This window comes from Streptomyces sp. RGM 3693 (assembly GCF_050471125.1).
Taxonomy (GTDB): Bacteria; Actinomycetota; Actinomycetes; order Streptomycetales; family Streptomycetaceae; genus Streptomyces.
Genome location: NZ_JBMPPQ010000003.1, coordinates 1,620,603 through 1,633,527 on the forward strand (window position 1 = coordinate 1,620,603; position 12,925 = coordinate 1,633,527).

At 70.3% G+C, this 12,925-nt stretch carries 9 protein-coding genes; 4 read left to right on the plus strand and 5 right to left on the minus strand.

The window, feature by feature from the left end:
* Positions 1-263 precede the first annotated feature (263 nt).
* The gene (locus tag ACO0M4_RS35630) at positions 264-1,211 is read right to left on the minus strand and encodes a LysR family transcriptional regulator (protein ID WP_430375212.1); all 948 of its coding nucleotides are present in this window, start codon (positions 1,209-1,211) and stop codon (positions 264-266) included.
* Positions 1,212-1,608: 397 nt separating this feature from the next.
* Between ACO0M4_RS35630 and dnaE the strand changes: the two genes are divergently transcribed.
* Together dnaE and ACO0M4_RS35640 are read left to right on the plus strand one after the other, a co-directional pair.
* Positions 1,609-5,205: a DNA polymerase III subunit alpha gene (gene dnaE / locus ACO0M4_RS35635; protein WP_430375213.1), complete on the plus strand. Its 3,597-nt coding sequence runs from the start codon at positions 1,609-1,611 to the stop codon at positions 5,203-5,205.
* Positions 5,202-5,567 (plus strand): DUF6300 family protein, encoded by a 366-nt coding sequence (locus ACO0M4_RS35640; RefSeq protein WP_430375214.1) that lies wholly within the window; start codon positions 5,202-5,204, stop codon positions 5,565-5,567. The genes dnaE and ACO0M4_RS35640 overlap by 4 nt, the downstream gene beginning before the upstream one ends.
* 20 nt (positions 5,568-5,587) lie before the next feature.
* Here the strand turns inward: ACO0M4_RS35640 and ACO0M4_RS35645 are convergent, their stop codons facing one another.
* Complete coding sequence (locus ACO0M4_RS35645; protein WP_430375215.1) at positions 5,588-6,595, minus strand: NADP-dependent oxidoreductase; 1,008 nt, start codon at positions 6,593-6,595, stop codon at positions 5,588-5,590.
* 187 nt (positions 6,596-6,782) lie between these two features.
* Here ACO0M4_RS35645 and ACO0M4_RS35650 point away from each other — a divergent pair, with 187 nt between their 5' ends.
* Entirely contained in the window at positions 6,783-7,811 is a 1,029-nt protein-coding gene (locus tag ACO0M4_RS35650; RefSeq protein WP_430375216.1) for an NADPH:quinone reductase, read from the plus strand.
* Positions 7,812-7,904: 93 nt separating this feature from the next.
* Here the strand turns inward: ACO0M4_RS35650 and ACO0M4_RS35655 are convergent, their stop codons facing one another.
* The 3 genes from ACO0M4_RS35655 to ACO0M4_RS35665 form a co-directional block, all read right to left on the minus strand.
* Positions 7,905-9,719, minus strand: coding sequence for a serine/threonine-protein kinase (locus ACO0M4_RS35655; protein ID WP_430375217.1), 1,815 nt, complete (start codon positions 9,717-9,719; stop codon positions 7,905-7,907).
* A 278-nt stretch (positions 9,720-9,997) separates the two neighbouring features.
* On the minus strand, positions 9,998-10,327 hold the full coding sequence (locus ACO0M4_RS35660; RefSeq protein ID WP_430375218.1) for a HEAT repeat domain-containing protein: 330 nt from the start codon (positions 10,325-10,327) through the stop codon (positions 9,998-10,000).
* A gap of 155 nt (positions 10,328-10,482) precedes the next feature.
* Positions 10,483-11,454: an alpha/beta fold hydrolase gene (locus ACO0M4_RS35665; protein WP_430375219.1), complete on the minus strand. Its 972-nt coding sequence runs from the start codon at positions 11,452-11,454 to the stop codon at positions 10,483-10,485.
* Positions 11,455-11,609: 155 nt separating this feature from the next.
* Between ACO0M4_RS35665 and ACO0M4_RS35670 the strand changes: the two genes are divergently transcribed.
* Entirely contained in the window at positions 11,610-12,803 is a 1,194-nt protein-coding gene (locus ACO0M4_RS35670) for an RNA-guided endonuclease InsQ/TnpB family protein (RefSeq protein WP_430375221.1), read from the plus strand.
* The last annotated feature ends 122 nt before the right edge of the window (positions 12,804-12,925 follow it).

A 12,925-nucleotide genomic window follows, 5' to 3' on the forward strand; every position in this document is an offset into this window, starting at 1 on the left:
ACCTCAGTGGTACGCACGAGAACCCTGACAGGCGAGCGAACAGGCGAATAGGGGACGGAAGTTCAAGAAACGGTTCATTCCGCTCTCGGCATCCGCGCGCTCAACCCGCCGGGAACTCCGGGTCTTCACCGCGTGCGGTGAAGACCCGATGTAGGGCCTGCCCCACCTCTTTCAGGGGCCCGCCGGGGTGTGCGGGATCGGCGTCTCGTGATCCCACGAAGCTTGGACCACATCGGTATTGCGCATATCCCATCGGACACGCCCTAGCGGGGTGGCGCGGGGCGTTGGGCCCAACTCGGCCGCCAGGTCTCGGTGTCGGGGTGGTTGGGGGGCAGGGCGCCGAGGTGGTCGCGGAGTGCGGTGAGCCCGGGATGCGGGTTGTCGCTGCGCCAGAGCAGCGAGTGCGGGTACACCGGGGTCGGATGGTGGAGCGGGATCCGCCGCAGGTCGTGGCCGGCGGGCCAGACCAGGGGCGTTCGGTGGCCGAAGAAGGTCGCCAGCGTCGCGGAGTCCGCAAGGGTGTCCAGGAGGGCCTCGACGCCGAAGTCGGGTCCGATCGTGTCGATGGTGAGGCCGAAGGCGGCGGCCAAATCGTCATAGTAGGCCCGCCACTCCGTGCCGGGGGCGTTGCCGGGCATCCAGATCCGGTGCCCGGCGAGCTCGGCGGGGGTGATCGCGGGAGCGGCGGCGAACTCGTGGGTCGGGCCGACGCAGAGATGGAGGGCCTCGTCGAAGACCGGGGTGGCCCGGACGTCGTCGGGCAACTGCCCGCCGGGCCTGGTGACGGCGCGGAAGGCGGCGTCGATCGTACCGGCCCGGACGGCGGCGGCGGCCTCGTCGGCGTCGAAGAGCGTGACCACGTCGAGTGCGATCTGGGGGTGCGCACGGTGGAAGTCGCGCAGCAGGCCGGCCGTCGCGAGCCGCCGGCCTACGACGTCGACGCGGAGCGCGCGGCTGCCCGGCCGGACGGAGGCGACTGCCCGCTCCTCGGCCTGGAGGAGGGCGCGGGCGTGCGGCAGGAACGCCTGCCCGTCGATGGTGAGACCGGCGCCCCGCGCCGTACGCGTGAACAACCGCACGCCGAGGGCGTCCTCCAGGGCGCCGATGCGCTTGGAGACGGCCTGCTGGGTGAGCGAGAGGTCCAGGGCGGCCTTTTGGAACTGCCCGGTCTCCGCGACCGCGACGAAGGTGCGCACAGCGTTGAGGTCCACGCCCCCTAGGCTATCGCCACAACTCTTCGTTGTGACGCGCCGATGTTGCGGTTGTTTGATCTGCCAGCCGGATGGCGGCTTTGATGGCGGGCGTCAACGGGGGCCTGGCTCGGACTCCCCGGATTTGTACAGGACATGGCCGGTCAGCCCGGTGCCGGCCGGCATCGGACGAGGCCACGGTCGGCGTGCGCCGACCGGAGGCGCAGTGGAGCCCGGCAGCATAGCGGACAACACATGGTTGTCCGAGGTGTCACGGCGATCCGAGGCGTCCGCGCCCTTGGCGCCGTCGGACCGCTCCGCTCCGTCCGGCTCCGTTGACGCCGTCGGCCACTCGTAAGGCCACCACCGCGGCTCCGGCCGGGTGGGGCCGCCCACCCGTCCCGGAGGTGACGCAACCGTGCCGGACTCCTTCGTGCACCTGCACAACCACACCGAATACTCGATGCTGGACGGCGCACAGAAGCTGAAGCCGATGTTCGCCGAGGTCGCCCGGCAGCAGATGCCGGCGATCGCCATGAGCGACCACGGGAACATGTTCGGGGCCTATGAGTTCGCGCAGGTCGCGAAGGGCTTCGACGGTGTCAGGCCGATCATCGGCATCGAGGCGTACGTGGCGCCGTCGTCCCGCTTCGCCCGGAAGCAGGAGTTCTGGGGACCGGGGGGCCGGCGCGCCGTCAGCAACGACGGCGAGGGGTCGAAGGACGTCTCCGGAGGCGGTCGCTTCACCCACATGACGATGTGGGCGCGCGACGTCCAGGGCCTGCGGAACCTGTTCTGGCTCTCCACACAGGCCAGTTACGAGGGCCAGTTCCCGGCCGGCAAGCCGCGGATGGACCGCGAGCTGATCGCGCAGCGACCGGACGGCATCATCGCCACCACCGGCTGCCCCTCCGGCGAGATCCAGACCCGCCTGCGGCTCAACCAGTACCCGGAGGCGCGGGCCGCGGCCGGCGCCTACCAGGAGATCTTCGGACCGGAGAACTACTTCCTGGAGCTGATGGACCACGGACTGGACATCGAGCGCACCGTCCGCGACGGCCTGCTGCGCCTCGCCAAGGAGCTGGCCATCCCGCTCCTGGCCACCAATGACGCGCACTACGTCACCGAGGACCAGGCCGACGCCCACGACAACCTGCTGTGCATCGGCGTCGGCAAGAACAAGAACGACCCCGGCCGGTTCCGCTTCAACGGCTCCGGCTACTACCTCAAGTCGGCCGCCGAGATGCGCCGCCTCTTCTCCGAACTCCCGGAAGCCTGCGACCACACACTGCTGATCGCCGAGCGCATCGAGCCCTACGACGCGGTCTTCGACTACGTGGACGAGATGCCGCAGTTCCCCGACGTACCCGAAGGCGAGACCCAGGAGTCCTGGCTGCGCAAGGAGGTCCTCAAGGGCCTGACCATGCGCTACGGGGACCCGGTCCCCCCATCGGTCATGGACCGGTTCGAGACCGAGATGGCGGTCATCGGGCCGATGGGCTTCAGCTCCTACTTCCTGGTCGTGGCGGACATCTGCCGGTACGCCCGGGACAACAAGATCCCCATCGGTCCGGGCCGCGGCTCGGCCACCGGCTCCCTCGTGGCCTACGCGACCCGCATCACCGAACTGTGCCCGCTGGAACACGGCCTGCTCTTCGAACGGTTCCTGAACCCCGAGCGCATCAACCCGCCGGACGTCGACCTCGACTTCGACGACCGCCAGCGCGACCGGATGGTCCGCTACGTCACCGAGAAGTACGGCGACGCGTTCACCGCCCTGGTCAACACCTTCGGCAAGATCAAGGCCAAGAACGCCATCAAGGACTCCGCACGGATCCTGGGCTACCCCTTCTCGCACGGCGAACGGATCACCAAGGCGCTCCCGCCGGACCAGAACGGCAAGTCGGCCCCGCTCGCCGCCCTCTTCGACCCCGCGCACGAGCGGTACGCCGAGGCCGGCGAGATCCGGCAGCTGTACGCCACCGAGCCGGACGTGCAACAGGTGATCGACACCGCCCGCGGAGTGGAGGGCCTGACCCGCGGCACCGGGGTGCACGCCGCGGCGGTGATCCTGTCCAAGACCCGGCTGACCGACCGGATCCCGCTGCACATGCGGGCCGCGGACGGCACGAGGATCACCGGGTTCGACTACCCGTCGTGCGAGGCGATGGGCCTGATCAAGATGGACTTCCTGGGGCTGCGGAACCTGGGCGTCATCGATCAGGCGCTGGCGAACATCCGCGAGAACCGGGGCGTCAACCTGGCCACCGTGGACCCCCTGGACGACGACCCCTCCACCGTCGTGATCCCACTGGACGACGCCCGGACGTACCGCTTGCTGGCCGCGGGCAACACCTTCGGCGTCTTCCAGCTCGACGGCGGCGGCATGCGGGCCCTGCTCAAGCTGATGGAACCCACCCGCTTCGAGGACATCGCCGCGGCCAACGCCCTCTATCGGCCGGGCCCGATGGCCGCCAACGCCCACACCAACTACGCACTGCGCCAGAACGGCAAACAGGACCCCACCCCGATCCACCCGGAGCTCAAGGACGCCCTGGAGCCGATCCTCGGCTCCACCCACCACCTGCTCATCTTCCAGGAGCAGATCATGGCCATCGCCCGGCAGTTGGCCGGCTACACCCTGGGCGGCGCCGACATGCTGCGCCGCGCGATGGGCAAGAAGAAGCCGGAGGTGCTGGCTGCGGAGTGGGAGACGTTCCACGGCGGAATGCGGGGCAACGGATACTCCGACGAGGCGATCCGGGCCCTGTGGGACGTGATGCTGCCGTTCTCCGGTTACGCGTTCAACAAGTCCCACACCGCCGGCTACGGCCTCGTCTCGTACTGGACCGCCTACCTCAAGGCCAACTACCCGGCCGAGTACATGGCCGCGCTGCTCACCTCGGTCGGCGACGACAAGGACAAGGCCGCCGTCTACCTCGCCGACGCCCGCAAGAACGGCGTCCGGGTCCTCCAGCCCGATGTCAACGAGTCCGTCGCGGAGTTCACCGCGATCGGGGACGACGTGCGGTTCGGGCTGCGCTCCGTCCGCAACGTCGGCGACGCCGTCATCGAAGCCGTCGTCGACGCCCGCCGCCGGAAGGGGAAGTTCACCTCCTTCCCCGACTTCGTGGACAAGGTCGAGCTGCCCGCGCTGAACAAACGGGCCGTGGAATCCCTCATCAAAGCCGGTGCCTTCGATTCGCTGGGCCACTCCCGCAAGGGCCTGACGACCATCCACGAGGACGCCATCGACGCGATCATCCCGGTGAAGAAGGCGGCGAGCTTCGGCCAGGACGACCTCTTCGCCGAACTGGGCGGCGGGGACGGCGGCGGACCGGCCTTCGGGCTGGCCCTCCCCCTCGACGAGGAGGAGTGGCCGCGTCGTCAACTGCTGTCCACCGAACGCGAGATGCTGGGCCTGTACGTCTCCGCCCACCCGCTGGACGGGGCCGAACACATCCTCGCCGGCGCGCGGGACTGCTCGCTCGCCGAGCTGCTCGCCTCCGGGCGGACCGCCAGGGAGGTACAACTGTCCGGGCTGATCACCGGCATCCAGCGCAAGGTGACCAAACAGGGCAACGCCTGGGCCATCGTCACCCTCGCGGACCGGGATGCCGCCGTCGAGGTGCTGTTCTTTCCGGCCTCCTACCAACTCGTACAACACGCCCTGTCCGAAGACACCGTGATCTGCGTCCGGGGCAGGATCGAGGACCGCGACGGCACCCTGAACGTCTTCGGCCGGGAACTGGCCGTACTGGACGTCTCCGCGGCCGAGCACGGCGGGCGGCCTCCGGTGCGGCTGGCGTTCCCCGCCCACCGGATCACCGAGGGAGGGGTGCGCGAACTGAAGCGCCTCCTCGCCGACCACCCCGGCGACAACCCCGTCCACCTCAGCGTCCGCGGCACGGCCAAGACCACCGTCTACGCCCTGCCCGCCACGGTGAACGCCACCACCCTCGCCTCCGACGTCAAGGGCGCGTTCGGCGCGGAAGCCTGGGCGGGCCTCGTATGAAGCCCACCCCCGACCGACCGGACCTCATAGCGCTACGGACCGCCGGCCCCGCTTCCCCGCCCTGCCCGCGCTGCCGGACCCCGGTACTGCTGGTCGCGCGCTACCCCCACACCTGGCACAACCGTTCCGGCCAGCCGGTCCACGGCCTCAAGGAGTCCGTGCTCTGCGGCTCCTGCGACCCGGACGACCCGGCGGCGGCCGGACTCCTCGCACTGTTCGCCGACGGCGGTCACCCGACCCCGACCACCCCCGAGGCGCTCGGCCCGCACCTGCACACCTGGCTGGCCGCCGTGCGCCACCGCACGCCCCGCAGCGCCGACCTGGACGCCGAGGAGGCCCGGTGGCGGGCCGGCGATCTGTAGCGGGCGACGGGCCGGACGTTTCAGACGCGGACCACGGCCTTCCCGGTGTTGCGGCCGTCCAGGAGACCCAGGAAGGCGTCCACGGTGCCGGCGATGCCCTCCTGGACGGTCTCCCGGTACTTGATCCTCCCGTCGGCCAGCCAGGCACCCATCAACCGGGCGAAGTGCGGGTGACGGCCCATGTGGTCGCCGACCTCGAAGCCGCGGAGCGTGAGCCGCTTCTTCACCAACTCGATCATGTTGCGCGGCCCCGGCGGCGGCTCGCTGAGCTGGTAGCCGGAGATCGCTCCGCACAGCGCGACCCGGCCGTCCACGGTGAGGGCGTCGATGGCGGCCTCAAGATGGTCGCCGCCCACGTTGTCGAAGTACACCTCGATACCGCCGGGAGCGGCCCGGGCCAGCGATCCGCGCACGTCACCGGCCTTGTAGTCGAAAGCGGCGGTGAAGCCCAGTTCCTCGGTCAGATACGCCACCTTGTCCGCGGATCCGGCACTGCCGATCACCGCTTCCGCCCCGAGCAGCCGGGCGATCTGACCGGCCAGGCTGCCCACCGCACCGGCCGCACCGGAGATGAACACCCGCTCCCCCGCCTGCAACCCGGCGATCTCGGTCAGCCCGACGTACGCGCTCAGCCCGGGCATCCCCAGTACGCCGAGGAACGCCGAGTCCGGCACCCCCGCCACCCGCTCCAGCCTGGTGAAATGCCGGGCGGGGGCGACTGCCGCGGTGCGCCAGCCGAGATCGCTGAGCACCAGATCGCCGGGGACCAGACCCGCGGCCCGGGACTCCACGACCACACCGACCGCCCCGCCGGTCAGCGGCCGGTTCAACGGGTAGCCGGGCACACCCGGCTGCGGGGCGCCCATCAGCACCCGCATGTAGGGGTCCACCGAGAGGAAGGTGTGACGGACCAGCGCCTCACCCTCGGCCGGAGAGCCCAACTCCCGCTCCACGAGGCGGAAGTCGCCGGGATCCGGGCGCCCCACGGGGCGTGCGGTCAGATGCCATTCCTGGACGGTGTGCGTCATGCGAAGCCTCTCCCCCAACATCCTTCTGATCCATGATCGATGCAGTCCCGTCACCCTGCACCTGAGGGACGTCGGCGGGCAACAGTGGCCGGACGCACGCACGGAAAGGGTGCTCAGCACGGCCATGTGGAGGCGGCGTTGGCCCGCGCTGGGAAGAAATCCGCCGACCGGCGACTTGTACCGTCACATGAAGGCGATTGTTTACCGACAGCACGGCGGCCCCGACGTCCTCGGCCTGGAAGAGCGGCCGGTTCCCACACCCGGTCCCGGCGAGGTCCGGGTCAGGATCCACCTCTCCGGGGTCAACCCGACCGACTGGAAGGCCCGTACGGTCTCGGTCTCCGGACTCCCCGCGGACGGTCAGGGCCAGGTGCCCCACCAGGACGGCGCCGGAACGATCGATGCGGTCGGCGCGGGGGTGCCCACCGACCGGATCGGCGAACGGGTCTGGATCTGGGAGGCCGCCTGGCAGCGCGCGAACGGCACCGCCCAGGAATACGTGGTCCTTCCGCAGGCCCAGGCCGTCGCCCTGCCCGACCACGCCTCGTTCGAGCTCGGCGCGAGCCTGGGCATCCCCGCGCTCACCGCCCACCGCTGCCTGACCGTCGCCGAAGACGGCCCGCAGCGCCTCGCTCCCGGCGCACTCGCGGGTCGGACCGTGCTCGTCGCGGGCGGCGCCGGCGCCGTGGGCAACGCGGCGATACAACTGAGCCGATGGGCCGACGCCACGGTCGTGACGACCGTCAGCAGCCCGCACAAGGCCACCTTGGCCAGGGCGGCCGGGGCCCACCACGTGGTCAACTACCGCACGGACGACGCGGCTTCGACGATCCGCGAGCTGGCCCCGGACGGCGTCGACCTCATCGTCGAGGTGGCCCCCGCGGTGAACGCCGCCCTCAACCACCACGTCGCGGCGCCCCACGCCACCATCGCCTGCTACGCCGACACCGGTGGCGACACCCTCGGCATCCCCGTACGCCCCTTCTTGTTCGCCAACCTGCGGTGGCAGGGGGTACTGGTCTACACGCTCCCCGAAGCGGCGAAGGCCGACGCCGTCGCCGCCGTCACGGCAGCCGTCGCGGACGGCGCACTGCACGTGGGGGAGGACGCCGGACTACCGCTGCACCGCTTCCCCCTGGAGAAGGCCGGCGACGCGCAGGCCGCGGTGGAGCACAGCCTCGTCGGCAAGGTGCTGGTGGAGGTGGCCACCGGGTGACGCAGCGGCTGCGGCGCGGCCACGTACGCGTAGGCGGTAGGCGGTAGGCGGATAGGCGAGCGGGCCGCGAGCGCAGGCCCGCATGCCGCTCCGCTACATGCTGGGCAGACCGTGGCGCTTCCAGATGGCCTTGCCGCAGTAGACGGTGCCGCTGTCGGCCTTCCAGAGGCGGTCGCTCCCGCAGGCGTCGTTCGGCGCACCATTGGGGTACACCTTCGTGACCTGCACGGTGTATTGGTACTTGTTCGGGATGCCGGCGCCGCACGGGGTGACGGCGTTCATGTAGACGGAGAGCGTCTGGCCCTTGGCCTCGGCGAACATGCACTGGCCGTCGGCGTAGTTGCGATTCAAGCAGAGGTTGGTGTCGGTGCCGTCGCGGTTGCTGTGGAACCACGTCATATCGTCCGAGGTGCACCCCCCGGACTGCCCGATCGACGCCACGCGGTAATAGGCGTCGCTGCCGGAGCAGCTGGTCACCGTCGGGGTGGACGGGGTCCAATCCAGGCCCGTGCCACGGTAGTTGTCCAGGCATTCGCCAGTGGAAACGCGGCCGAAGGCGAGGTCCTCGGCACTGGGCGGCGTGGGACTGGGACTGTACGGAGTGGGGCTGGGGCTGTATGGCGTGGGGCTGGCGTCGATGCCCGCTCCGCCCCTGCCGCCTCCGCTGGACGTGCCGGCGCTAAGGTCCCGGCCGCCGCTGCTGGGCGTCGTTGCACTGCTCGTCGGCGTTCCGGCCGAAGTGTCCGTCGACCGGTCCACGTTGTGCTGGACCAGCCAGATGATGCCCAGAACGAGGAGCACCGCCCCGCATATCGCGCCCCAGTCGACCGTGCCCTCCTTCTTCCCGCCTCCTGCCGGCTTCGGCGGCGGATCGCTCTTCTTCGGCTCCGGGCGCGGCGCCGGCTCCGGTGCCCGTGCCCGGTCCGGCCGCTCCTGGGTGAGGAGCTTGGTCCGGCCCGGCAGGTCCGAGGTCCAGCCGCGGGTGACCGTCTCGGCCTCCGCCTGGTCGGCGGCGCGCTGGAGCCGGCGGCCCTCTTCGGCGTACTGGCCGATCAACGACGTCCAGCCGGGCGGCAGGATCCGGGTGGCGCCCTTGGCGAAGCGCCGGGTCAGCTGCTCGGCGGTCGGCCGGTCGGCGGGCCGCACCGCGAGACAGTCGCCGATCACCCCGGTGAGGCCCGTGGGCAACCCGTCCAGGCTGGTGGCGGCCCGTCGCACGTAGTTGAGCTGCTGGAGCGGCTCGTGGGTCTCGGGGTAGGGCAGTTTCCCGCACGCCACGTAGTACAGCGTGATGCCCAGCGCGTAGACGTCCGAGGCCGGGGTGCTGGGCTGCCCCTCGGCCTGTTCCGGCGCGGCGAAGGCGATGGTCCCCAGGGTGAGCCGGGTGCTGGTGAGATCGCTGGCGTGGGAGATGCCGAAGTCGATGACCTTCGGACCGTCGGCGGGCAGCAGGATGTTCAGCGGCTTGACGTCCCGGTGCACGATGCCCTTGCCGTGCAGTTCGGCCAGCGCCCGCACCACCCCGGCGCCGATCCAGCGCACCGCGCGCTCGTCACCCAGTGGCCGTTGCTGTACGACCAGCGCCTCCAACGAGGGCGCCGGCACGTATTCCATCGCCATCCACGGCCGATCGGCCTCGACGTCGGAGTCCAGCACGCGGGCGGTGTTGGTGCTCGTGACGCGGCGGGCGAGCCGGACCTCGCGGTCGAAACGCTTGCGGGCCTCCGCGCTGACGCCCCCCGGGGCCAGCAGGGTCTTGACGGCGGCGATCCGGCCGGAGCGGGGATCCCGCCCGAGGTAGATCACTCCCATCCCGCCGGTGGCCAGCTGACCGAGCAGCCGGTACGGACCGAGTCGACGCACCTCACCACTCAGTGCGAACACGCCCATCTCGAACGGCTCTGTCACAGCGGCACCCCCCTGTGCTGCTTCCCCTGGTGGTACTGACGCATGCCGTCGAACCCCGGTTCCTCACACGAGAGTTGACGGTAGGTCAGGTGAATGCCGGGACGTCGCCGAGCTTACGGCGGGGCAGGAGACCGCCGGCGGGTGACGCGCGGCCGCCCCGGAGACGGCACCGGCCGCCTCCACGGGGCGTCGCCGCGGCTCGGCGGTACGTCCGGCTCTCCGCCTCACCTGGGCGCGCGGGGGACGGTCCGTTCGTAGATGGCCCCGCCCGGCGTGAATCAGCCCGCCTTCTTCCGGACGGCCGGGCTCGGGTCCTGGGCGTGGGACGCCCGCAGGGCGGCGACGGCACCCGCATTGGTATGGACGAACTTGCCCACCAACTCGGCTGCCATCGCCCGGACATGCGGGTCGGGGTCGCCGGTCATGCCGATGAGCTGGTCCATGGACTCGGGGTCGACCAGGTGGTCGAGGAGGCGGCAGCAGCCCTCACGGACGGCCGGATCCTCGTGGTGCAGGCCGGCGCGGACGGCGACCACCGCGTTCGCCCCGCGCCGCAGCAGCCCACGGTAGGCCGCTGCGGCGCGCTGCGGATCGCCCAAGCACGTCACGAGGGCTTGATTGTCGGTTCTGACGAATCCCTGCATGACCCCAGCCTCGAACCGGGAGGCGGGGCCCGGCAACACCTTTTCGGGCGACCGCCGGGGCGGGCCCGACACCGGCACCCGCGCGCCCCGACGACCACCGGACCCCGGCCCGCCGGACTTCAGGCCCCGACGCTGCCGAAGAAGTCCAACAGTGCCGCGTTGACGTCATCGGGGCGTTCCTGCTGCGTCCAGTGGCCGCAGTCCGGGAACAGTTCGCTGCGGTGCAGTCGGGGCAACACCTGTGGCAGGGCGGCGATGAAGTCCCGCGCCCCGGGGAGGGCGGTGACGAGGTCCTGTTCGCCGGCGAGGAACAGTGCGGGCACGGTGAGCGGCAGCCCGTCCAGTGCGGCGGTCAGTTCCCAGTTGAGATCCGTGGCGCGGTACCAGTTGAGGCCGCCGGTGAACGCCTCGGCGCCGTGCGGTGCGTACTCCGCGACGAAGGCGTCGATGTCGGCCTCGGTCAGCCAGTCCGGCAGGTGCTCGGGCTCCGCGAGCGCGTCGAGGAGTCGCCCGCCGGGTGGGGCCGACCAGAGCCTGCTGCCGTCTTCCGTGGGAAGCCCGGCCAGGGTCCGCCGGAAGGTGGAACGGATGTCCTGCGCCAACTCGGCGTCGACGCGGCCCGGTTCCTGGAAGTAGACGAAGTAGTAGCGCTCACCGAGCCGTTCCCGGAAGCCAGCCACCATGGACTGTGGGCCGCGTGGGAACGGCGGCACGCTGAGGCCGGCGACGCCGCGCACCAGGTCGGGACGGAGCTGCGCGGTCGTCCAGGCGACCGGTGCGCCCCAGTCGTGACCGACCAGGAAGGCCCGGGACTCCCCCAGCGCATGGATCAGTGCGACGACGTCGCCGGTGAGGTGGTGGATGGTGTACGAGGACGGGTCCTTGGGACGCTCGCTGCGGGCGAAGCCGCGCTGGTCGGGGGCGACGACCCGGTACCCGGCGGCGGCGAGCGGTGCGAACTGGTGCCGCCAGGAGTACCAGCACTCGGGAAAGCCGTGCAGCAGCACGACCAGTGGCCCCTCCCCCTGTTCGGCGATGTGCAGCCGCACTCCGTTGACCACGACGTGGCAGTGCTTGATGGCCGTCGTCATCCTGTCTCCTTCGTGGATACCCCCACGTTTACGTGGGGGAGGAAGCGGAGCCCCTGCGGAGCAGGGCAAGGAGAGACGAATCGCCGTCGGGCGATTCGTCGTTCACCACCAACAGCCCGCAGCAGGCCACTAGTTGTCGCGTTAGTGTGTGAGCTATGTCCACTCACGTGAAGCGGGCGTTCAAGTACCGCTTCTCTCCGACGGATGCGCAGGCAGCGGAGCTGTCGCGCACGTTCGGATGCGTGCGCAAGGTCTACAACATGGCGCTCCAGGCGCGTACCGAGGCGTGGACGCTGCGTCAGGAGCGGGTCAACTACAACACCACGTCGGCGATGCTGACCGTGTGGAAGAAGACCGAAGAGCTGGCGTTCCTCAACGAGGTCTCCTCCGTGCCGCTCCAGCAGTGCCTTCGGCACCTGCAAGCCGCGTACACCAACTTCTTCGCCAAGCGCGCCCGCTACCCGCGTTTCAAGTCGAAGAAGAAGGCCCGCGCCTCGGCCGAGTACACATCCTCCGCGTTCCGGTTCCGGGACGGGAAGCTCACGCTCGCGAAGATGGCCGAGCCGCTGGCGATTGTGTGGTCCCGCCCTCTCCCGCGGGACGCGAAGCCCTCGACGGTGACCGTGTCCCGCGATGCGGCGGGCCGCTGGTTCGTCTCGATGCTTTGTGACGACCCCAGCGTGAAGCCGCTCCCCGCCACCGACACGACCGTCGGGATCGATACCGGTCTGGACCGTCTGCTGACCCTCTCGACCGGCGAGAAGATCACCAACCCGAAGCATGAGCGTAAGCACCGTGCCCGGCTCGCGAAGGCCCAACGCGCTCTCGCGAAGAAGGACAAGGGGTCGAACAACCGGGCCAAGGCCCGGCAAAGGGTCGCGAAGATCCACGCCCGGATCGCGGACTCCCGTCGTGACCGGCTCCACAAGCTCACCACTCGACTCGTTCGTGAAAACCAAACGATCGTGATCGAGGATCTGACCGTGCGCAACATGGTCAAGAACCACACTCTGGCCCGCGCCATCAGCGATGCGGCGTGGTCGGAGTTCCGGAGCCTGCTGGAGTACAAGGCCGCCTGGTACGGCCGCGAGGTGATCGCGGTCGACCGTTTCTTCCCCTCCTCCAGGCTGTGCTCCGTCTGCGGCACCCTCGCATCGAAGATGCCGCTCAACGTCCGCACCTGGACGTGCGACTGCGGCACGACCCACGACCGGGACGTGAACGCGGCACGCAACATTCTGGCCGAAGGACTTTCGGTGTCTGTCTGTGGAGCTGGTGTAAGACCTCAACGGAGAACTCCGGGCGGGCAGTCGGCGACGAAACAGAAAGCATCACGGCGCAAGCCGTGAGAATCCCCCTCGTTAACGAGGGGGAGAGTCAACCTTGTGCTCCCTCCATGAGACGTCGGACCGGCGGGCGGGCCGAGGCCCCGGGTCCGTCCTTGAGCTCTACCCAACTCGCCCGACGGGGC

What these genes read in the sequence shown, in the direction of transcription:
- ACO0M4_RS35640 (WP_430375214.1), top strand. Translation starts at nt 5,202, where the DNA reads ATGAAGCCCACCCCCGACCGACCGGACCTCATAGCGCTACGGACCGCC.
- ACO0M4_RS35645 (WP_430375215.1), bottom strand. Translation starts at nt 6,595, where the DNA reads ATGACGCACACCGTCCAGGAATGGCATCTGACCGCACGCCCCGTGGGG.
- ACO0M4_RS35650 (WP_430375216.1), top strand. Translation starts at nt 6,783, where the DNA reads ATGAAGGCGATTGTTTACCGACAGCACGGCGGCCCCGACGTCCTCGGC.
- ACO0M4_RS35665 (WP_430375219.1), bottom strand. Translation starts at nt 11,454, where the DNA reads ATGACGACGGCCATCAAGCACTGCCACGTCGTGGTCAACGGAGTGCGG.
- ACO0M4_RS35670 (WP_430375221.1), top strand. Translation starts at nt 11,610, where the DNA reads ATGTCCACTCACGTGAAGCGGGCGTTCAAGTACCGCTTCTCTCCGACG.